This is a genomic window from Kribbella sp. NPDC004138, from assembly GCF_053603655.1.
Map to the genome: position 1 here is coordinate 273,706 of NZ_JBSGFZ010000005.1, position 21,587 is coordinate 295,292.

Consider the following 21,587-nt stretch of genomic DNA (forward strand, 5'->3'; position numbering starts at 1 on the left):
TCGCGGTAGTTCCGGGGATCCGTCACAGGCTGTCGATCACGGACTTCTTCATCGTCGCCGCGTCCGCTTCGGCCTTCGGGGCGAAGTCGGCCATGGTCCGGAAGTCCAGCGCGGTGACCACGTTGTCCTTGCGCCGGTACACCTCGACCCACCCCTTGATCTTCGACTCCGTGCCGTCGGCGGCCTTGTAGCTCGACGTGTAGTCGATCGCGACGCACTCCACCAAGACGTCCTTCGGGCACGGCAGGTTCCGTACGTTGCCCAGCTGCGCGATCTCCTTGTCGACCTCGCCCTCGACGATGCCGAGCAGGTAAGCGTTCGCGGTGACGTTCTGCTTCTGCCGCACCCAGAAGAACGTCCGTGCGGCGGCGTCCGGGGCCGGCTTCGTGCCTGGCGGGAAGATCGCCACCTGCTTTCCGCTCTTCTCCCAGGTGACCACCGCCCAGCCCTGGACCGGGACCAGCGAGACCCCGAAGCCGACCGGAAGCGCGTTCGGCGGCGGCTGGTACGACGACTGCGGCGCGGTCGGCGTCGCGGGCGGCGGACTCGGCGACCGGCCCGGATCGGCCTTCTTGTCACCGCCGGACAGCGCCACCAGCACGACCGCGACCAGCGCGACCACCAGCAGCCCGGCGCCGATCGGGATCAGCAGCGGCGGGAACGAGGGCCGCTTCTTCTCCGGCGGCGGCCGCCGCAGCGACGGCGGCCCGACCTTGTCGCCCCACGCCGACGACGTCTGCGTCGCCGGACCGGAACCAGGTCCGGGCCCCGCCCCCGGTCCGGCACCTGGACCGGCGCCGGGCGTACCGCCGTCGCCCCACGGCGACGGCGGCGGTGGCACCTCCAGGTCCCACGGCGACGGCGGGAGCTGTTCCTCCTGCTCGCCGGTGTCCGGCTCCGGTCCGGGCTTGGCCACCCAGGGGTTACCGGCGGAGCCCTTGTCGCGCTTTCCGCTCACTGACTCTTGACCACCGACCGCAGCATCGCCGTGGAGTCGCTCTGGATCGAGGACATCTTGTCCTTGCGTCCGTAGACCCGGATGATCGTGATCACGCCGTCGTTGCGCTCGATCACGCCGACGAAGCCGACCACCGGCATGCTGCCGTTCTGGGTGGTCGCGACCCCGCCGAAGCTCTGGGTGGTGACGACCTTCACCGGGGTGTCGTCGTCCGGACCGGGCTTGGTCTCCTTCGGCGTGCCCTTCTGCACCGACGACAGCTGCTTCGTCTCGGCCGTCAGCAGCTTGGGCAGCACACTGGCGGTGTTCTCACCGGCCCCGGCCTTCCAGCTGGCCACCATGAAGTACGCCTCGCCCTGCTTCAGCAGGTACACGCCGCTGAAGCCGTCGATGCTCTTGCGGACGTAGCCCGGTTGGGGCTTCACGTACACGCCCTCGGCGACCTCGATGCCCTCGTCGCCGCCGCCGTTCGACGGCTCGGTGCTCGGACTCGGGCTCGTGCTCGGCTCACTGCTCGGCTCGGAGCTGGGCTCGGAACTCGGCTCGCTGGTCGGTTGCGAGGTCGTCGGCGTCGGGTCCGGCCCTGCCTTGTCGTCGTCGCCGCCCTTGAAGACCAGTGCCAGGACCACGCCGATGATCGCGACCACCGCGAACGCACCGCCGGCGATCAGCAGCGTCTTGCCGCCACCACCGCCGCCACCGCGGCGCTGCGGCTGCTGGCTGTACTGGCCGCCCCACTGCTGCTGGCCGCCGCCGTACTGCTGCTGCTGTCCCTGGTAGCCCTGCTGGTATTGCTGCTGGCCGGGGTATCCCTGCTGCGGCTGCTGACCGGGGAAGGTCTGCTGCTGCTGCTGCGGGTACGGCGGCTGCTGGCCGTACCCCGGCTGCTGCCCGTATCCAGGCTGCTGACCAGGCTGCTGCCCGTACCCAGGCTGCTGGCCCGGCTGCTGTCCAGGCTGCGGTCCATACCCGGGCTGCTGCCCGTAACCCGGCTGCTGCCCTTGCTGGCCAGGCTGCTGGCCCGGCTGACCAGGCTGCTGACCGTACGGCTGCTGTCCACCACCGTACGGCGGCTGCTGGTTGCTCATGCCTGCGTCTCTCCAGTCGTCGCTTCGTACCTACTGGCGCCGGTCGGTGCTGCCACTCCGCGGGCGGACTTCGGTACGGACCGCACCGAGTTGCCGCAGGCCGAACAGAAGTCGGAGTGCGGGAGCAGCGGCATCTCACAGCGCGAGCAGAACGCCAGGTCGCCGGACGCGTGGTTGGACCCGCCCCGGGCGGCCGACTCCAGCGCCGCCTCGAGCAGACCCTTGTGGAGCACCGTCCGGACCCTGATGATCAGCGCGCCGAGCAGCAGCAGGCCCCAAACCACACCGAGGACCGAGCCGATCGTCGAGCCGTGACCGCCGACGAAACCGAGCAGGTAGACGCCGCCCTGGAACAGCGCGTTCACAGCCATCGCCTGGATCAGACCGGCCACCCAGCGCGGCGTGAAGCCGTCGTACCCCTCGCCGAGGCCGGAGAACTCCGCCCCCGCGAGACCGGTCGCCGAGCCGTACACCAGCGGCTTGATGAAGCCGTGCAGCAGCACGATCGAGATCCACGTCCCGGCACTGCTGCCCGGACCGGCGAAGCCGCCGCTGATCCAGCCCCAGTGCAGCACCAGCGTCTCGAAGCAGGCGTAGCCGACACCGGCCACCACGCCGAACGTGAAGCCGTCCATCAGGTCGTCGTAGCGCGGCCGCGAGGCCAGGTAGAGCGGGCCGATCTGACGGATCAGCTCGGACACCACCGGCACCAGCAGGAGCAGGATCAGCAGGTCGCGGCCGGACGGTCCGGCGCTGTTGGCGCCGATCGTGTCCAGCGACAGCGCCAGCTTGTCCTTCCACAGCCAGGTGAAGACGGCCGCGAGGACACCGGTCAGCACGAAGGCCGCGGCGACCACCGGGATCGGCTCGTCCTCCCAGAGGTTCACGTCGTACAGGTAGATGATGTAAACGATCGGGATGGCGAAGGCCGCGATCATGATCGCCACCGGCAGCGCGCCGAGCGCGGCCGTCACCACGGTCAGCAGCAGGGCGATGCCGAGCGCGACCTTGTAGGTGTACGGCTGCTTGCCGGATCCCTGCGGCATGATCGTCGAGACCAGTTTGAACGACGCCACCGGCTCATCGGGCCTGGCGGCGTACGCGTTCTTCCGCTCGGCGTCCCCGGTACGCATGTCGTTGCCACAGTGGTGGCAGTAGTGCGAGACCTCGGGGACGTCAGAGCTGCAGCGCGGACAGACCACGCCATCCTCCCAACCTCGGACGTCCGGACCGGCGCGGGTCGCGCCGTCGGTGGCCGGCCCCGGATCGACCGGGCCGGACCGGGACAGATTCTCGTACAGCCGGTCCCGGGATCATCATTTACCGCGCAGGGGTCACCTTTTCGTGTCCGGACCGTGCCCTGAACGCCGTTCGAGTGTGGCCCACACCTCGTCCAGGCGGCGCTCCAGGTCGGCGAGCGTGCCCGCGTTGTCGACCACGACGTCGGCGACCGCGAGCCGGTCCTCCCGCGACGCCTGGCTGGCGATCCGCCGCTCGGCTTCCTCGGCAGCCATTCCGCGCTGCGCGGTCAGCCGCTCGACCTGGACCTCGACCGGTACGTCGACCACCAGCACCACGTCGAAGCCGCCCGCCTGGCCGGTCTCGACCAGCAGCGGGATGTCGTGCACCACGATCGCATCCGCGGCCGCCCCGGCCTCGATCTGGGCGGCCCGCGCCCGGACCCGAGGATGGATGATCGCCTCCAGCCGGCGCCGGGCGGCCTCGTCGCCGAACACGATCTTCCCGAGCGCCGGCCGGTCCAGCTCACCGTCGGCGGTCAGCACGCCGGGGCCGAAGGCCGCGACCACCTCGCCCAGTCCGTCGGTCCCGCGCGCGACCACCTCCCGCGCGAGGACGTCGGAGTCGATCACCACGGCGCCGCGCGCGGCCAGCCGCGACGACACCGCGCTCTTCCCGGCACCGATTCCGCCCGTGAGTCCCACTCTCAGCACCGTCGCAGCCTACCGACCCACCTCCGCGGAGCTGGTGAGCCCACGGCGGCGGACATGTGGACCGCACGGCCCTGACCCAGCTGCCGGCCGGCTGTACAGATGCTGAACAGGCGAGACCCCCGCACCCAATCGGGTGCAGGGGTCTCGGATGCTGCGGCTACCGGGTCAGGATCAGCCCTGGCCGGTCAGCTTCTCGCGGAGCGCCTGCAGCGCCTCGTCGGAAGCGAGCGCGCCCTCGGCGGGAGCGTCGTCCTTCGGGGCAGCGGCCGAGGAGTACGACGAAGCCTCGCCGGCCTCGACGTCCGCCGTCTTGGCGTCCTCGATCTGCTTCTTGTGGGCCTCCCAGCGCGTGTGGGCCTCGGCGTACTGCCGCTCCCACTCCTCGCGCTGCGCGTCGAAGCCCTCGAGCCACTCGCCCGTCTCCGGGTCGAAGCCCTCCGGGTAGATGTAGTTGCCCTGGTCGTCGTACGTCGCCGTCATGCCGTAGAGCGTCGGGTCGAAGTCGTCCGAGACCGGGTCGACACCCTCGTTGGCCTGCTTGAGCGACAGCGAGATCCGGCGCCGCTCGAGGTCGATGTCGATGATCTTGACCATGACGTCGTCGTTGACCTGGACGACCTGCTCCGGGATCTCGACGTGCCGCTCGGCCAGCTCGGAGATGTGCACCAGACCCTCGATGCCCTCCTCCACGCGGACGAACGCACCGAACGGAACCAGCTTGGTGACCTTGCCGGGCACGATCTGGCCCATCTGGTGGGTCCGGGCGAACTGCTGCCACGGGTCTTCCTGGGTCGCCTTCAGCGACAGCGAGACGCGCTCGCGGTCCATGTCGACGTCCAGCACCTCGACGGTGACCTCCTGGCCGACCTCGACGACCTCGGTCGGGTGGTCGATGTGCTTCCAGGACAGCTCCGAGACGTGCACCAGACCGTCGACGCCGCCGAGGTCCACGAACGCACCGAAGTTGACGATCGAGGAGACGACACCCTTGCGGATCTGGCCCTTCTGCAGCTGGGTGAGGAAGTTCATCCGCACCTCGGACTGCGTCTGCTCCAGCCACGCCCGGCGGGACAGGACCACGTTGTTGCGGTTCTTGTCCAGCTCGATGATCTTGGCCTCGATCTCCTGGCCGACGTACGGCTGGAGGTCGCGGACCCGGCGCATCTCGACGAGCGAGGCCGGCAGGAAGCCGCGGAGGCCGATGTCCAGGATGAGACCACCCTTGACGACCTCGATGACGGTGCCGGTGACGACGCCGTCCTCTTCCTTGATCTTCTCGATCGTGCCCCACGCCTTCTCGTACTGAGCGCGCTTCTTGGACAGGATCAGGCGGCCTTCCTTGTCCTCCTTCTGGAGAACCAGGGCCTCGACGTGGTCGCCGACGTTGACGACCTCGTTCGGGTCGACGTCGTGCTTGATCGACAGCTCGCGGGAGGGGATCACGCCTTCGGTCTTGTAACCGATGTCGAGCAGGACCTCGTCCCGGTCGACCTTGACGATGGTGCCCTCGACGATGTCGCCGTCGTTGAAGTACTTGATGGTCTGATCGATCGCCGCGAGGAAGTCTTCCTCCGACCCGATGTCATTGACCGCTACCTGCGGGGTGTTGCGCACTGCGGGGTCGAGGGGAGCCTCGATGCTGGCCGTCATGTGGTGGGTTGCTCCGTGGACTGGTGGTGTCGTGCGGTTGCGCATGGTCCTTTGGATCGCACCAAACCGCGGGATTGCCTGACGACGACAGATTCACCACCGACTGCTGCGAGCACGAGCCTGCTCCGTCCGAGGTCGCGCGGGCCCATAGCGCATCTGACAGAATACCGGTCTTCACGAAGACAGCACAACCTGGGGCACCCGGTGCCTACCGGGCGCCCGCCGAGGTCTCCCGACGTGCCATTGCTCTCAATGTACGACGCCGAGGCCGGAACGGCCGCCGGCCAGCGTGCCGGTGTCCGCCATCCGGGAGACCAGGCGGTGCGCGGCGGCCGCGATCTCGTGCTCGGCGGCCCGCTGCGCGAGGTCCAGCAGCGCCCACAGATCGGCCGCCCGGCCCAGCTCGACCAGGCGCTCCCCGAGGCCCATCCCCCGCAGCGGCTCCAGCACCGCCGCGGCCAGGACCGGGTCCTCGGCGAAGCGGAGCAGATTGCCGAGGTCGGTGTACGGCGATCCGGCGTGGGCGAACTCCCAGTCGATCAGGCCGGTGATCCGCGCCGTCTGCGGGTCGACCAGCAGATTCTTCGGGTTGAAGTCGCTGTGCACGAGGCAGACCCGGTCGGCCCCGCCGGCGAGCAACTCCTCGGCCTCGTCGATCACGGCCGCGAACCCGTCGCCCAGCTCCAGGTCCAGGCCCCCGACGTACTCCGTGAGGTCGCCGAGGCCGAACGGCTCCACGGCCAGTTCGCCGCCCCGGAACATCCCCGCCTGCAGGAACGGCATCCCGCTCAGCCGCGCCAGCACCTCCCCCAGCTGGGTTCCGGCCGTACGGCGCTGGTCGTCCGTCGCGGTGTCCAGGAACACCTGCAGATTGACGCCGGGCAGCCGCTCGGTCAGCAGGTACGGCGGGTCCTCGTACGACCCTTCGCGCTTGAGGTCGAGCACCCGCGGCACCGGCAGCAGCCCGCGCACCAGCTCGAGCAGTGCGGCGTCCACGGGGGCCCGCTCCGGGTCCTTCGCGTAGAACTTGATGACCGCGTCCTCGCCGCCGGCGCTCACCGCGAAGGTCTGCCCGCCGTACCCGCCTGTCAACGGAACGGCACTGGCCGCGAAGTCAGTCATACGCCTGACACTAGAGTGTCCGGCGTGAACAGGCCGGTACGGGAAGAGCTCACCGAGGCTCAGACGTCACGTGCCAGCCGGACGTACTGGGACTCGGCGGCCCCGGAGTACCTGGCCGAGCACGGTGACTTCCTCGGGGACGACCGGTTCGTCTGGTGCCCGGAGGGTGTCGACGAGGAAGCTGCCCAGCTGCTCGGACCGGTCCGCGGCAAGCGGGTCCTGGAGGTCGGCTGTGGCGCGGCGCAGTGCTCACGCTGGCTCGTCGGGCAGGGCGCCGACGTGGTTGCCTTCGACATCTCGACCGAGCAGCTCCGGATCGCGCAGCAGCTCGACGTACGCACCGGCACCGCGGTCCGCACGGTGGCGGCCGACGCCGTCGCGCTCCCCTACCGTGACACGACCTTCGACATCGCCTGCTCGGCGTTCGGCGCGCTGCCGTTCGTGGCCCATGCCGGTACGGCGTTCCGCGAGCTCGCGCGCGTCCTGAAGCCGGGAGGTCTGCTGGTGTTCTCGGTGACGCACCCGTTCCGCTGGACGATGCCTGACGATCCGTCGGCCGCCGGCTTGCGGATCACCCACTCCTATTTCGACCGGACGCCGTATGTCGAGGTCGACGCCGCCGGTACGCCGGTCTACGCCGAACACCACCGCACCACCGGCGACTGGATCCGCGAGCTCACCGGCGCCGGCTTCGTCGTCGACGACCTGCTCGAACCGGAATGGCCTGCCGGTCACGAGCTCGTCTGGGGCGGCTGGGGACCCGAACGCGGCCCTCTCGTCCCCGGCACCGCCATCTGGACCGCTCACAAGGGACAGCGCGCATGACCCGGTTCCCGGCAGTGGACGGGCTGCGGGTGATCGCCGCGCTCGCGGTGGTCGTGTCGCAGGTCGGGCTGCACACGCAGGCGCCATTCGCCGGTGTCGTCTCCCGGCTGGATGTCGGCTGGGCGATCTTCTGTGCGCTGTCCGGGTTCCTGCTCTACCGGCCGCACGTGCTCGCCTGGTTCTCCGGCACTCTGCCGCCGCTGACCCTGCCGTACCTGCGCGGCCGGGCGCTGCGCATCCTCCCGCTGCTGCTGGTCGCGGTGGTGCTGTCGATCGTTCTCGTCCCGGACCCGGCGTCCACTTACCTTCGCTGGGCCGTGCTGACGCCGCTCCCCCTCTACCTCCTGCTGCCCGGGCTAGGGCGGCTGTTGACCGGGTACGAACGTCCCACCCGCCGCAGTGTCCGTTGGCGGCTCCTCGTTCTGGTCGGTCTGACCGCGCTGGGACCGGCCTGGATGGCTGCCGTCATGGCAACTGGTCACCCCGAAGCGGGCCTCTGGCTGCCCGGGTACCTCGGCTGGTTCGCGGTCGGCATGGGTATGGCGCTGTGGCAGGTCGCCCGCGCCACAGGTCGGCTCGGCGCGTCGACACTCGACACGCTGACCAGGGTCCCGGCAACGCTCTGGGGCATCGCCGCTGCGCTCCTGTTGATCACCGCAACCCCGCTCGCGGGACCGTACGACCACTCTGTGCCGACACCGGCGCAGGCGCTCCTCAAGAACCTGATCTACACCGTGGTCGTCGCCTGTGCGCTCTTCCCGGTCCTGACACCCACAGCAAGGACGGTCCGCGTGCTGGGCGGCCGCCCAGCGCGGCTCGCCGCACCGCTCTCATACGGCGTGGTGGCCTACCAGTTCGTCGTACTAGGGCTGATCGACGGCCCGTTCGCCGTACAACTGCCGGTGACGCTGCTGGCCTCCGTTGTGCTGGCGGCTCTGAGCTACCGCCTGGTCGAGCGCCCGGTCGTGCGCTTCGGGAAGAAGACCGCGACGGCCAAGACCCCGAGCAGGGCGACCAGTCCGAGCAGCAGCCCGGCGCGGTAGGTCCGGTCCGGCATGAAGCGAGCCGTGACGACCTGCTCCGGCCCAGCCGGCAGTACCCAGCCCTGCTGCCAGCCGCCGATCCGGATCGGCGTGAGCTTCTGGCCGCTGCCGTCGTACGCCTCCCAGCCCTCGTTGTAGTTCTGCGCGACCGACAGCACGGACGGCCCGTCCGCATCCGGCACCTCGACCGTCAGCTCGACCGGGTTCGGGCGCCACACGTCCACGCCTTGCACCGGCGTCACGGACACATCCCCGAATCCTGCCTTCGCCAGGGTGGTCTCGATCGGCACCACACCGCCGTTCGGCCGCATCTCCACCTGGTGGAGGCCGGACCGCAGCGGGATGGCCGACATCTGACCGCACAAACTGAACGCGACCGGCCGTCGCCGCAGCAGGTCCTGCAAGGTCGGGGCGATCTGCGTCCGCGCCGGTACGCCGTCGATGCTGACCGACGGCCCGTTCCCGCAGTACGCCGGGACCCGGCGCTGCGGATCGACCGCCTTCCGCAGCTCGTCCGCTCCGAGCACCTCCACCTCGGTCACACCGACCGGACTGGTCCGGGCGTCCTGCAGCGGCTTCGTCGCGGTGAAGTCGATCTTCAGGGTCCGGGCGTGCCTCGCCGCGAACCGGACGTACCCTGCGGCGTCGACTGTGGCCGGCAGCGGTGCGCCGCCGTCGAAGTGCAGGACGACGTCGGCGGGCCGCGAACCGTCCAAGTAGGCGTCGGCCCGGAACCGCAGACCTCGCACCTCCCTTGCCGCGGGCAACTTCAGGGTGAGGCTCGGCGCCGGGTCGTCCGGCGCCGCCAGCCAACCGGTTCCGAGGTCGCGGTCGACGGCGGCATCCGGCCGCCCCTCCGGCGCCGCAACCGCCCGGGACGAGGCCGTCGCGGTGATCGCGCCCGGCGCCGAGAACAGACGCTCGAGCGCCTCACCCTCCTGCGACAGGGCTGTCCCCCGCAGTTGGTACGTCGCCGCTTGCGGGAGCTGGACACTCCGGGACAGACCGTTCGGCTCGGCTGAGTCCTTGGCCTGGTCCTGGCTGCACACGGCCCGCGAGCCGACGTGGAGACAGGCCGACCGCCCGACCTGCGCGTTCCGGAGGACGATCGCACTCGGCTGCCGCTCTGTCTGCTGACCGCTGGTCGAGATGAGCGGCAGGCCGTCCAGCTTGCCTGTCGCGTCCGCGCTGAGCACCGCCGCGCCCTCGCCGCCGAGCGCGGTCACGACGGTCGGTACGTCGTCGGCGCTACCTCCGACCGCGACGAGCCGGGACCGCGGGATCAGCCGCCCCGGCGTGGTCGCTCCGACGTCGTAGATCTCCACACTCGGGTACGGCAGGCGGGTCTCTCCGGCAGGGCCGAAGTACGCGACCCGACCGATGCCGGCGTCGGCCAGGCTCTCGTGGATCGCCAGCGCCGGAGTACCGTCCTGCCGGTCGTTGCGCACCACGACATAGCGGACGCCGTCGCGGCTCAGTTCCTGCTGCAGCGCCTGGTCAGCGACACCGGAATCGATCCGGTTCCGCGTGTCGTCCGTGAGCGCAGCCAAAGGACGCTTGACCAAGGCGGCAAGCGGCTCGTTGGAGTCGGACAGGACAAGGACACTGCCCGGCGCGGTCTGCTCGTCGAGCCAGCCGGCCGCGTCCTCCCAATGCGCCGGGATCGCAGGGAACGCCCCGTCCGGTCGTGAGAGCACCACCGGCAGCGCAGCAGCCACCGCGAGACAGGTGGCCAGCACGGGTACGACGCGGCGGTGGACGCCCCGCGACACGCTCACGTTGGTCAGGCGACGCAGATAGTGCGCAACGGCGAGGGCGAGCGGTACGCCGACCACTACGCCGGCCACCGGCGCCCAGCGCGGTCCTGGCGGCGTAGCGCCGTACCGGAGCAGCATCAGCAGCGGGACCAGCCACCAGATCGACACGGCGGCGACGAAGCCCAGCCAGACAGCGGCCAGCTTCACCCTGACGCGGACCAGCAGCCAGATCGCAGGTACGACGAGGGTCGCGGCGCCGGCGACCGGATTGGCCGCACCGATCAGTGCGAACGCGACAGCCGACCAGCTGGCGCGCCACCAACCGGAGCGGGCTCGTGGCGAGACGAGCGGCAGGAGTATCCAGGGAGCCATGGCCATCGGCCACACCTCGGTGGGGAGCTCACCGAACGCCCGCGGCACCAGGGCGTACAGCAGGGCGACAGCGAGACGCGTCCACGGCACGCCGTACTGCAGGACGTTGCACAGCTTCCAGATGCCGAGGAAGGCAACGCACAGGACCAGCGACCACCACAGGCGCTGGGTCACCCAGTCCGGCACCGACAGCGCCTTCAGCAGCCAGTGAAACGGGCCGATCGGAAACAGGTAGCCGTAAGCGTCGGTCTGCAGTTGACCGAACGGACTGTGCGGATCCCACAGGTGCAGCGCCCGCGACAGGAACCCGCCAGGCCCGGCGGTCAGCTCCAGCCTGCGATCCGGAACGATCTGGCCGGGAGCATGCTGGAAGCACAGAGCGATCAGACCCAGGCATCCCAGGACGAGCCGTGCCCGCCAGACGACCTGCTCCGAACTACCCGCTCTCAGCCTCCTCACCGGCGGGACATTAACGGATCCTGCGGCCTCGAACCGACATCGTTACCTCTCGGTGATGCTTCGGTCCGAGGCCCGGATCACCCGGTTCCGACGGCGAAGACATGGATGCGCCCGAACCCGCCGCTCGGAGGCGGAAGCTCGATCCCTGTCGGGGTCTTTCCCGGCAGCAACACCCAGGTCGTCGCGTAGACATAAGTCACAATCTGCTCGCGGCCGACCGGGGTCCAGTTGCGGTACGGCATCTGGGCCACCACCGTGTTCCCGTGACCGATGGCCTGTGCGCCGCCGCCGCGGGTCCAGTCGGTGAATCCGAGCGTGACCGGCTGCCTGGTCCCGTCGCTGTAGGTGATGGTCGCCGCGCCGGACACACCGGTCGGCCAGCCCTCGGCGGCTCCCAGGACGCCGAGCTTCGTCGCGCCCGGCGCCGCGGTCACCTTGATCGGCTGTCCCTGAGCGACGAAGTTGTCTCGTTCGCCTGCCGCCGTCGACGGCCACCGGTACGTGACGCCGCCGTGCAGGACCTGCGCTCCCGCAGTCAGTCCCGCCGCGGCCAGTGCCTGCCGCGAGTAGCTTGCGGCGCCGTTGTCGAAGTCCGCCGTACCGATCTGGTTGTCGTCGCTCACGCCGGCGTTCGCCCGGTGCCCGGAGAAGCCGATGTCGAAGATGTGCAGCCGCCCCGAACCGGTGGTGACCGGCAGTGTGACGCCGACGACCGCCTTGGCCGGATCCACCGCGAACGATGCCGAGAACAGATACGTCTGGACCTGCTCCGGCCCGCCCGCCCAGTAGTTGTTGCGGTAGGGCATCTGGGCAGCCACGACGTTGTCGGCGCGCTTGCCCACGGCTCCGCCCGCGAGTGTCCAGTCGCTGAACCCCAGCTGGACCTGCTGCTGCGTACCGTCGGCGAAGTTGACCGTCGCCGTTCCAGTGACGCTGTCGAAGCCGCCCTCGCTGCTGCCGAGGAACCCGATCCGGTCCGCTCCCGGCGGGCTCGCGACCGTGACCTGCTGGCCCGCGGCGGCCACGTTGTCCGGACGACCGGCCCGGACGTTCGGCCACGTGTAGTCGACGCCGTCGGCAACCAGTTTGCTGCCCGGTACGACGCCCGCGGCCTGCAGAGCCTCGACGGAGTACCCGGAGCCGATCCCGTCGTAGTTCGCCTCGCCGGGGAGTGCGTCGTGGCTCGTGCCGTTGCTATTGGCGGCTGCCACGGCATCGGCTGAGTACGACGGCGGCGCCGCGTCCACCGCCGACCCCCACGCGGTGTTCGCGGCAGCCCCGAGCACCACGCTGACCGAGCCGCCCGACGTCAGCAGGCTCGGAGGAAGGAAGGACTTGTTCCAGTCCCCGCCGTTCACGGTCATGCTCTGGACGTACGGCGATCCGGCTGCCGCGGCAGGTGCGCTCACGGTGAGCGTCTTGCCGCCCTGGAGCCGAACGACGGCCTCCGGGAACACCGGGCTGCCGAGCACCAGGTCAGCGGTTCCCGGCACCGCGGGGTAGAAGCCCAGCGCGGACCACACGTACCAGGACGACAACGAGCCCAGGTCGTCGTTGCCCGCCAGCCCGTCCGGCCGGTTGCCGAACAGCTCCGTCTGGATCCGGCGCACGACCTGCTGTGTCTTGTACGGCTGGCCGATGTAGTTGTAGAGCCACGGCGTTCCGAAGCTGGGCTCGTTCCCCATCCAGGCGTGCGGGCCGGCGATCTCGTTCACCTGCTGGAGGTGTGTGTCGAGGTAGTCGCCCATCGCGGCCGGTCCGCCCTTCGCGGCGACCAGCCCGGCCGCGTTGAACGGAACCATCGGCGTGTACTTCCAGGAGTTGCCTTCGGCCCAGTCGCCGTACGAGAAGTCGGTGGGGTCGAAGTTCTCCTTCCAGGCGCCGCTCGAGCGTCGCGGCTGGACGAAGCCGCTCTGCGGGTTCAGCAGGTACTGCCAGCCTTGTGCCCGCTCGAGGAACCTCGCCTGGGTCGCGGTGTCGCCGCGGGCGCCCGCGAACGCCGCCAGTGCGAAGTCGGCGATGTTGTACTCCAGCGAGGTCGACACCGTCCCGGTGTGCTCGCAGCAGTCGTAGCCACCGTCCGTCGGCAAGTAGCCGTGCGTATCGAGGTAGCCGTTGCCCGGCCGGATGTCAGAACGCCCGGTGGCCTGGTCGGCCATCGCCGTCAGGGCCTTGGCCGCGTCGAAGTTGCGCGCGCCGAACGCGTACGCCGACGCGATGATCGGCAGCGCCGGATCGCCGACCATCATGTACGTCTCGCCGTTGGCGACCGGCCACTTCGGCAATCTGCCCGACTGGTCGTAGGCGAGCAGCAAGGACCGGACCATGTCCGAGGTCTGGGCCGGTGCGACCAGCGCGCTCAACTGGATCTGCGACCGGTAGGTGTCCCAGCCCGAGAAGTTGGCGTACACCGCCGACTGACCGGCCGGAACCGTCCGGACGACCTTGTCGAAGCCGATGTACTGGCCGTTGGAGTCGCTGAAGACGTTCGGATGCAGCAAGGAGTGGTACAGGGCGGTGTAGAAGGTCTTCTGGGCGTCGAGCGTGCCCCCGCCGATCTGTACGCCGGTGAGCAACCCGTTCCACGCCGACTTGGCGGCTTGCTCGACCACCGCGAGATCCCAACTGGCCAGGGTGTCCCGGTTGGCCTGGGCGTTCGCGACACTGACGAACGAGATGCCGACCTTCGCCTTCACCACCGAGCCGGCCGGGAAGCTGAGCGCGATCCCGCCGTCGCCGGTGACCCACGGCCACTGCCCGGTCCATTTGGACGATGCCGTGAACGCCTTGTCGAACTTCACCGCGTAGTAGAGCCGGTAATGGTTGCCCCGGGCACAGAACGCCCCGGCACCCGTCCAGCCCGTCACCTCGGTGGTGCTGACCGCGGAGATACCCGCCTCGGATGCCGCGGCACCTCCGGCGGCCTTGATCAGCAGGGTGGACGCCGTCCCCGCCGGGAACGCGAACCTGCCGAGGCCCGCCCGCAGGCCGGTCGTCAGTTCGACGCGGACGTTGTTGGCCAGCGTCAGGCCGTAGAAGCCGGTTCGCGCGATTTCCGTTGCATGCGTGAAACCGACCGTCGCGTTGTTCTTGTCCGCGGGCACCGTACCGGTGACCGGCAGGAACGGCAGATCGCCGTACGCACCGCAGCCGGCGCCGCTCATGCGTGTCATCCCGAAGCCGGCCAGGGCTGTCGCACCGTAGTCGTAATCACCGCCCGGCCAGCGCGGCGAGGTGTCCGGGCCCCACTGCACCATGCCGAACGGCATGGCCGGCCCCGGGAACGTGTTTCCGGCGTTGCCCTCCTGTCCCGCCAGCTGCTTGGTCCCGATCAGCGGATTGACCAGCGTAGCCGGATCCGTCACCAACGTCGCGGCCGTGGCGGGAGCGGCGTACACGTCGGCGCCCGCGACCAGTCCGGTCAGGACAGTCGCCAGCATGGTGAACAACGTCAGCCCGGCGATGGCCCGACGGCATGGCGCCCTCATCAGCGCCGGCCGCAGGTGTCGGGAAGCTCCGGGTCGACGACGTAGCCGCCCCACCAGAGGTTCGCGTCCACCTCGAACTTGTTCGGCCCGCCGTACGCGTTCGCGATCCCCTGTGCGACCGCGTACATGGCCGCGAACTTCCAGCCCCACGTTGCCCACTGCACCGAGTGCACGGCCTCGTGCTGCGGCAGATGCGGGCCGTACTGGATACCGGCCGCCGAACCTCTCAGCTGTGCGAGCCCCGCGGCGTCCTGGGCATCACACTTCAACTGCTCGTCCCAATTGCCCTCGGTCCACGGATAGCCGAGGTAGTCGCCCAGCGTCATCGGCCGCTGCTGGTGGTTGGTCAGATCGGTGTTGAAGCAGACGATCTGCCGCGAGGACATCTTGCACTGCCGGCCGCCGATGAGGTCCAGGGCGATCCTGTTCACCGCGTCGTTCCCTGGCCGGCCGTACCAGTAACTCGGGAACCAGCGAGTCTTCGAGACCGCCTTCTTCGGCGCCGACCACGGTCCCCAGCCGCGCGAGTTCCGGCTCCGCACCAGAATCTCGTACTCCTCGACGGGCGTGTAATACGACGCCCGCTTCTCCATCAAGGACCACCCACTGGTGATCTCTCCGGTCAGGCGATTCTTGTAGCGGATCTCCCACAGGTTCGGCTCGACCGTCGCGTCGTTCCAGTAGAACTCGAAGTAGCCGTTGTACTCCGTCACCCAGGAGATCGTCGGCGCCACCGGGACGGGCGGAATCGGAGTCACCGCCGCGACCGGCGACGGAGCCGAGACCCCGGACTCGTTCGCCGCCCTGATCCGGAACTCGTAGCGCTTGTTGTTGATCAGCGGCCCGTAGTTGATCCACGTCTGGCCGACGATCGGCCACCCGGCACGGGTCCACTGCTGTCCGGACAGCCGGTACTCGAGCCAGTAGTACACGCCCGACACGCTGCTCGCCGACCAGTCGAGCTTGACCGTCCGGTCGCCTGCCGTTGCGACCAGCGAGGCGGGAGCGGTCGGGAAGGGCGGCATCGGGCGGGCACTGGCCACCGGCGACATCGCCGAGTTTCCGGTCATGTTGTTGGCGTAGACGCGGAACTCGTACCTGACCGTGTTACGCAGCCAGTACACCTGCAGCGAGGTACCACTGACCGGGTACGGCATCCGGCTCCAGTTGCCGCCCGCGGGACGCATCTCGACGAAGTAGAAGACGTCCGACGGGGTGCTCGGGGACCAGTCGAGGAACGCCGTGCCGTTGCCCGCGGTCGCCGTCAGGGTCGCCGGTGCTGTCGGCAGCGGCGGCATCGGCCGGGCCTGCACGGTGTTCGTCCCACCGCTCTCACCGATCCCGTTCTGCGCGGTGACGCGGAACGCGTAGGTGTGACCGTTGACCAGATAGCCGGCCGTCATCGAGGTTGTGGTGATCGGCAACGGCAAGCGGTCCCACGGGTCACCGGATGTCATGTCGCGCTGGTAGACGATGTACTGCACGCCCGCCGTCGCGCTCGCGCTCCAGGTCAACTTCACCTTGCCGTCCTGCGCCACTGCCGACAGGTTCGTCGGTGCCGCCGGCAGACCGCCGTACGACGTTGCTGAGGCCACGTTCGAGAACGGACTGGTGCCGCCTTGGTTCTGGGCCGCGATCTTGAACTCGTACTTGTGCCCGGACTTCATCAGCCCCAGCTCCGCCGTCTTGTCCAGACTCGGCAGACCGAGCTTCGTGAAGGTCGCCTCCCCGGCCGTGACGTCGCGCTGGTACACCCAGAACGTGACTCCGGCCGCTCCGTTCCAGTCCAGCCGGATGGTGGCGTTACCCATCGCCCGTGCGACCAGACCGGTCGGCGCCGGCGGCGGGGCATACGTCGACTTCGCCGACACGGCGGCGCTGATCGGGCCGTCCAGACCGTACGCGTTCGGCTGCACCTTGAACTCGTAGACGTGCCCGTTCGTCAGCTGGGTCGCGCTGAAGCTGGAACCCTGCGTCGGGTACTGCAGTTTGACGAACGATCCGCCGGCGGTCACGTCCCGCTGGTAGACCCAGAAGTAGGTGTCGGCGCGGTCGGTCCAGCTGACCTTGATACTGCCGTCGGTCTGGGCGGCCGCAGTCAGGCCGGTCACCGCAGCGGGCGGTGGATACTTCGGGGTCGCCGATACCGCCGCCGACAACGGGCCTTCACCGCCGGGCCCGATGGACGAGACCTTGAACTCGTAGACGTGGCCGTTGGTCAAATACCCCGCGGTCATCGACGAACCGGACGAGATCGGCAACGGGAGCTTCGTGAACTCTGTCTCCCCGTCGGTGACGTCGCGCTGGTAGACCCAGTACCAGATGTCCGCGCCGAGCGACGTCCACTTGAGTGCCACCTCACCGTCGCCGGCGGTCGCGACCAGCCCGGTGGGCGGCGGCAGCTCCGGATAGTCGGAGGTGGCGGTCGCCACCGCGGTACGCGGCGACTCGCCGCCGTTGTCGTAGGCAGTGACGGCGAACTCGTAGACATGTCCGTCCGCGAGGAACCCGGCCTCCATCGAGGTGCCCTGCGAGATCGGCAGTGGCAGCTGGACGAACTCCGACTCCTCGGCGGTGACATCGCGCTGGTAGACCCAGTACCAGACACCGGGTGTCGTCGACGCGGTCCAGTTGAGCGTGATCGTTCCGTCAGTCTTCGCGGTCGCGGTCAGCGCCGCCGGTGCCTGTGGCGGTACGCCGACCGGGGTCGCCGTGACCACTGTCGACCGCGCAGACTCGCCACCGCCTCCCGTCGCCGTCACGTAGAACTCGTGCGGGTGGTCGACGTTCAGGTCCGTCACGGAGAACTCGCGCACGTCGGCGCCGACCATCGTCGCGGACTTGAAGCTGCCGTCGCCCTCGGTCGTGTCGCGGTAGTAGACCTCGTAGTTCCATGCGCCTTGGACGGCTTCCCACGACACCCGGATGCCACCGGTCGTCCCGCTCGGGACAGCGGTCACGCCGGCCGGCGCCGCAGGCGGAACGACATGGACCGTCAGGCTTGCCGTGGCCGATGCCTGTCCCTCACCGGCGTCGTTCGCAGCCGTGACCTTGAACTCGTACGTCTTCCCGTCCCGAACCAGCGACGCCGACGCCGAGGGTGAGGTCACAGCTACCGAGTCCCGGGCGAAGTGGGTCTGCCCGTCGGTCACATTGCGCTGATAGAGCCAGTACTTCGTCGCGCCTCCGATCGGCTGCCACGACAGGGACACCCGGCCGTCCTCGGCCTGCGAGGTGGTCAGCCCGGTGACCTGGCCCGGCACCGCCGCCGGGTCCGGAGCCGGCACCGGCCACGCGGTCTCCACGAACCGCGGGCGGTAGATGTGGGCGTCCGCCGTGTTCGCGCCGCCGTCGAGACTGTTGACGTTGTAGGACCAGAGCAACTTTCCGCCGGCCGCGGACTGCGGATGGACGTGGGCGTCGTACACGATCTTGCCGGTGCCGTCGGCGCCTTCCGGCGCCTGGTACAGGACCACCGGATCGGCGAACGGCCCGGTCGGCGACGGCGCGCTGTAGGCCACCATGTCCGGATGGAAGATGCCGTTGCCCTGTTGCGTGACCAGCACCCAGCCGGAGTCGGCGCGCTGCACGCCGAAGGTCGTCCCGACACCGCTCAGGATCCGCGCGGAGGAAGCTTCGTCGGAGACCCACGCCGATCCGTTCCAGTACTCCAGCGGCGCGGACAGGTCCGCGTTGGTACGGGCCAGGTGGGCGAACCGCAGGCCCGTCTCGTCGACGTACTCCGATCCGTAGACGTAGGTCACCGGACCGTCCTCGACGACTTCGACGCCCCACGCGATCTTGTCGCCGACCGGTAGCTCGACCACCGACTCGCGCACGAAACCGGTTTGGTCGAACGTCGCCACACTGGTGCCCTCGAGCTTGACGTCCAGGGCACCCTGACCGGAGCGGCCGTACCGGCTGTAGAAGACTCGCAGCTTGCCACCGGCGGAGAGGCCGTCACCGACCCAGAAGAACTTCCCGTCCGTGGTCTGCGGCATCACAGCGACCGGATTGGCCGCCGTACCGCCGAAGACCGTGTCCTGGAGGCCTTCACCGGTCTGGACGACGATCGAGTTGTTGATCAGCGGCGTGTTCGCCGGACGGCTGCCGTCGGCGTTCACCGTGCCGATGTAGGTGTCGGAGAACAGCCACGCCACCCGCCCGTCGGACAAGGGAACGGACGCGGTTCCGTCGCCGCCGCTCCACTCCCCCGAGGTGTCGCCGTACTGCTTGAAGGCGTCGTTCAGCTGCGCGGCCGTCAGCACCCCGACCGGAGTCGCGGCGCTCGCACCGGACGGCGGCACGACAGCCAGTCCGAGAACCAGGGCGCACAGTACGGCGAGTGCGATCGGTGCCCGGTGCCGCACGGGCCGACGATCCTTACGACGAGAGACCAGCAGACGCACGGACATGCCCCCACCCCTCTAACGCACAGTCAGGCCCCCGCCCCATTGAGTTTCATAGAATCGTGACCGATCGCAGATATCGCCCACAAGCGTCACTAGCTGCAATCACGAGCGCTTGACAAAGGCCCGTGCAGGTGCGGGGGCGGGTCTGTTGTGACGGCGGGCCGGACACGCCGTACGGTGAGGTCGAGTACCGTCACACACCGATCCGAGGCAGCGCGAATGACGTCTGGCACCACACCGGCCAGTGCACCGAAGGCCAAGCGCCTGGCCTTCCTGCGGCGGGCCACTGTGGTCGCCGTGGCCATGGCGATCATGAACGTGGCCGCCTACGGCTTCACGCTGATCGGCACCCACCGGCTCGCCCCGGAGCAGTTCGGCGCCCTCACGGCCCTGCTGGGGCTGCTGCTGATCGGCAACGTCGCCTCGCTCGGCCTGCAGGCGGCCGGAGCCCGGCAGCTCGCCACGCACTCCGGTGCCGGCGCCGGAGCGTTGTCCGACACGATGTTGAAGGCGGGCAACCGCGCGGCGCTCGTACTGACTGTGGTCTGTCTCGCGCTCACGCCCGTGTTCATGTGGCTGCTGCACATCGACTCGGTGGTCTCGATCGTGCTGCTGGCCCCGACCCTCGGCTGCCTCACGGTGATGGGGGCCCAACTCGGCGTCCTCCAGGGCAGCAAACGCTGGACCGAGCTGGCCGTCATCTACACCTTGACCGGTGTCGGCCGCCTCGTCCTGGGCGGCGGCGCGCTGCTGGTGCGGCCGACGCTCGACGCGGCGATGATCGGTCTCGCGCTCGGCGCCGCCGTACCGATCATCGTCGGCCGCTGGGTGCTCCGCGGATCGACGGGTGCGACCAAGGAGCAGATCAAGACCGTGCTGCGGGAAGCGGCATTCGGCACCCACACGCTGCTCGCGTTCTTCGTCATCGCCAACGCCGACGTGCTGTTCGCCCGCGCCCTGCTCGACGGCACGGACAGCGGCTACTACGCGGCCGGCGTGATCATCGCGAAGGCCTGCCTGTTCCTGCCGCAGTTCGTGATCGTGCTGGTGTTCCCGACACTCGCACAGTCCCCGGGTGACACCCAGCGGCTGCGCAAGGCGATCGCGGCCGTCGCGGGGCTCGGTGTGTGCACGGTCATCGGCACGCTGATCCTTCCCGATCTCGTCGTCGCGGTCATCGGCGGCGCGGACAAGTACGCGCCGCTCGGTCCGTACACCTGGCTGTTCGCGGTCTCCGGTTCCGCGTACGCCGTACTGCAGCTGGTCGTGTACGCCGCGATCGCGCAGCAGGAGAAGCGCGCCGCGCTGGGCATCTGGATCGGGCTGGTCGTGCTCGCCGCGGCCGCCGGCATCGTGCTCGGCACCGGTATCGCCACCGGCCTCAACGGCGTGAAGGTGCTGGTCGCGATGACCAGCACCTGCGCGCTGCTGCTGTCGGCGGTCCTGGCCGCGGGTCTCCACCGCCAGGCCGCCGACTCACCACAGGCTTGACTTCGCGAACCGCCGGGCGAACGTGTTCGCCACGACGAGCAGCACCAGCCCGATCACCGATCGGAACAGGCCGATCGCGGTCGCGTAGCTGAACTGCGGAACCGCGGACGCCAGGCCGATCTTGTACACGTAGGTGTCGATCACCTCGGCGGTGTCGAGGTTCAGGTTGTTCTGCATCAGCAGGACCTTCTCGAACCCGACGGACAGGATCGAGCCGATGTTCAGGATCAGCAGGATCACCGCCACCGGCACGATCGCGGGCAGGTCGATGTGCCACATCCGCCGCAACCGCGACGCGCCGTCCACGATCGCCGCCTCGTGCAGCTCCGGCGGCACACTGGTCAACGCGGCCAGGTAGATGATCGCCGCGAACCCCATGGTCTGCCAGGCGCCCGACCAGACGTAGAGATGCCGGAACAGCCCGGCGTCCCCGAGGAAGTCGACCGGGCCGAGTCCGAACAGACCGATGATCCTGTTCGCCACGCCGGTGCTCGGGTTCGTCAGCACGACGATGAGACCCACCACGACCACGGTCGAGATGAAGTGCGGCGCGTAGGTGATCAGCTGCGCCGACCGGCTGAACCACTTCTTGCGAACCGTGTTCAGGCACAGCGCCAGGACGATCGGCAACGGGAACGTCGCGACCAGCTCGTACACGTGCAGGAACACCGTGTTCCGGATCAGCCGCCAGAACTGGTACGACTCCACGAACCGGTCGAAGTGCTTGAGTCCCACCCATGGGCTGCCGAGGATCCCGGACACGACGTTGTAGTCCTTGAAGGCGATGATCACGCCGTACATCGGCCAGTAGGCGAAGATCGCCAGCCAGATCAGCGGCAGCGCGAGCATCACGTACAGCTGCCAGTGCCGCCGCATCCGGAGTCCGAGTCCGACGGAGGACTTCGCCGAGCGGGTCCGCTTGTGGGCGGCGTCGCGGATCGCCGGACGGTCTTGTGTCGAGGTCGTCATG

The 21,587-nt window shown here is 69.3% G+C and carries 13 protein-coding genes; 3 read left to right on the forward strand and 10 right to left on the reverse strand.

Annotated elements, in window-relative coordinates; genetic code table 11:
* Positions 1–22: 22 nt before the first annotated feature.
* The 6 genes from ACWEOO_RS09170 to ACWEOO_RS09195 form a co-directional block, all read right to left on the reverse strand.
* The gene (locus ACWEOO_RS09170; RefSeq protein ID WP_452142540.1) at positions 23–958 is read right to left on the reverse strand and encodes a hypothetical protein; all 936 of its coding nucleotides are present in this window, start codon (positions 956–958) and stop codon (positions 23–25) included.
* Positions 955–2,046 (reverse strand): hypothetical protein, encoded by a 1,092-nt coding sequence (locus tag ACWEOO_RS09175; RefSeq protein ID WP_452142541.1) that lies wholly within the window; start codon positions 2,044–2,046, stop codon positions 955–957. The genes ACWEOO_RS09170 and ACWEOO_RS09175 overlap by 4 nt, the downstream gene beginning before the upstream one ends.
* A complete protein-coding gene (locus ACWEOO_RS09180; RefSeq protein ID WP_452142542.1) occupies positions 2,043–3,179 on the reverse strand; it encodes a PrsW family glutamic-type intramembrane protease in 1,137 nt (378 codons plus the stop codon). Before ACWEOO_RS09180 ends, ACWEOO_RS09175 begins: the two co-directional genes overlap by 4 nt.
* A 201-nt stretch (positions 3,180–3,380) precedes the next feature.
* Positions 3,381–3,998: a dephospho-CoA kinase gene (gene coaE, locus ACWEOO_RS09185; protein WP_452142543.1), complete on the reverse strand. Its 618-nt coding sequence runs from the start codon at positions 3,996–3,998 to the stop codon at positions 3,381–3,383.
* A gap of 171 nt (positions 3,999–4,169) precedes the next feature.
* Positions 4,170–5,648: a 30S ribosomal protein S1 gene (rpsA, locus tag ACWEOO_RS09190; protein ID WP_355479721.1), complete on the reverse strand. Its 1,479-nt coding sequence runs from the start codon at positions 5,646–5,648 to the stop codon at positions 4,170–4,172.
* 249 nt (positions 5,649–5,897) lie between these two features.
* Positions 5,898–6,770: a phosphotransferase family protein gene (locus ACWEOO_RS09195; protein ID WP_452142544.1), complete on the reverse strand. Its 873-nt coding sequence runs from the start codon at positions 6,768–6,770 to the stop codon at positions 5,898–5,900.
* Positions 6,771–6,794: 24 nt separating this feature from the next.
* On the opposite strand from ACWEOO_RS09195, the gene ACWEOO_RS09200 reads away from it, so the two are divergent.
* Positions 6,795–7,595: a class I SAM-dependent methyltransferase gene (locus ACWEOO_RS09200; protein ID WP_359929697.1), complete on the forward strand. Its 801-nt coding sequence runs from the start codon at positions 6,795–6,797 to the stop codon at positions 7,593–7,595.
* Positions 7,592–8,638 (forward strand): acyltransferase family protein, encoded by a 1,047-nt coding sequence (locus tag ACWEOO_RS09205; RefSeq protein WP_452142545.1) that lies wholly within the window; start codon positions 7,592–7,594, stop codon positions 8,636–8,638. Before ACWEOO_RS09200 ends, ACWEOO_RS09205 begins: the two co-directional genes overlap by 4 nt.
* On the opposite strand, the gene ACWEOO_RS09210 is transcribed toward ACWEOO_RS09205, so the two are convergent.
* The 3 genes from ACWEOO_RS09210 to ACWEOO_RS09220 all read right to left on the reverse strand — a co-directional run bounded on the left by ACWEOO_RS09210 (position 8,536) and on the right by ACWEOO_RS09220 (position 19,129).
* Entirely contained in the window at positions 8,536–11,226 is a 2,691-nt protein-coding gene (locus tag ACWEOO_RS09210; RefSeq protein WP_452142546.1) for an alpha-(1->3)-arabinofuranosyltransferase domain-containing protein, read from the reverse strand. The two genes, ACWEOO_RS09205 and ACWEOO_RS09210, sit on opposite strands and share 103 nt — an antisense overlap.
* A gap of 77 nt (positions 11,227–11,303) precedes the next feature.
* Positions 11,304–14,666, reverse strand: coding sequence for a GH92 family glycosyl hydrolase (locus ACWEOO_RS09215; protein WP_452142547.1), 3,363 nt, complete (start codon positions 14,664–14,666; stop codon positions 11,304–11,306).
* A 47-nt stretch (positions 14,667–14,713) separates the two neighbouring features.
* Complete coding sequence (locus ACWEOO_RS09220) at positions 14,714–19,129, reverse strand: fibronectin type III domain-containing protein (RefSeq protein ID WP_452142548.1); 4,416 nt, start codon at positions 19,127–19,129, stop codon at positions 14,714–14,716.
* A gap of 216 nt (positions 19,130–19,345) precedes the next feature.
* Between ACWEOO_RS09220 and ACWEOO_RS09225 the strand changes: the two genes are divergently transcribed.
* Positions 19,346–20,617 (forward strand): polysaccharide biosynthesis protein, encoded by a 1,272-nt coding sequence (locus ACWEOO_RS09225; RefSeq protein ID WP_452142549.1) that lies wholly within the window; start codon positions 19,346–19,348, stop codon positions 20,615–20,617.
* On the opposite strand, the gene ACWEOO_RS09230 is transcribed toward ACWEOO_RS09225, so the two are convergent.
* Complete coding sequence (locus ACWEOO_RS09230; protein WP_452142550.1) at positions 20,603–21,586, reverse strand: ABC transporter permease; 984 nt, start codon at positions 21,584–21,586, stop codon at positions 20,603–20,605. The genes ACWEOO_RS09225 and ACWEOO_RS09230 overlap by 15 nt on opposite strands.
* Position 21,587: the final 1 nt, after the last annotated feature.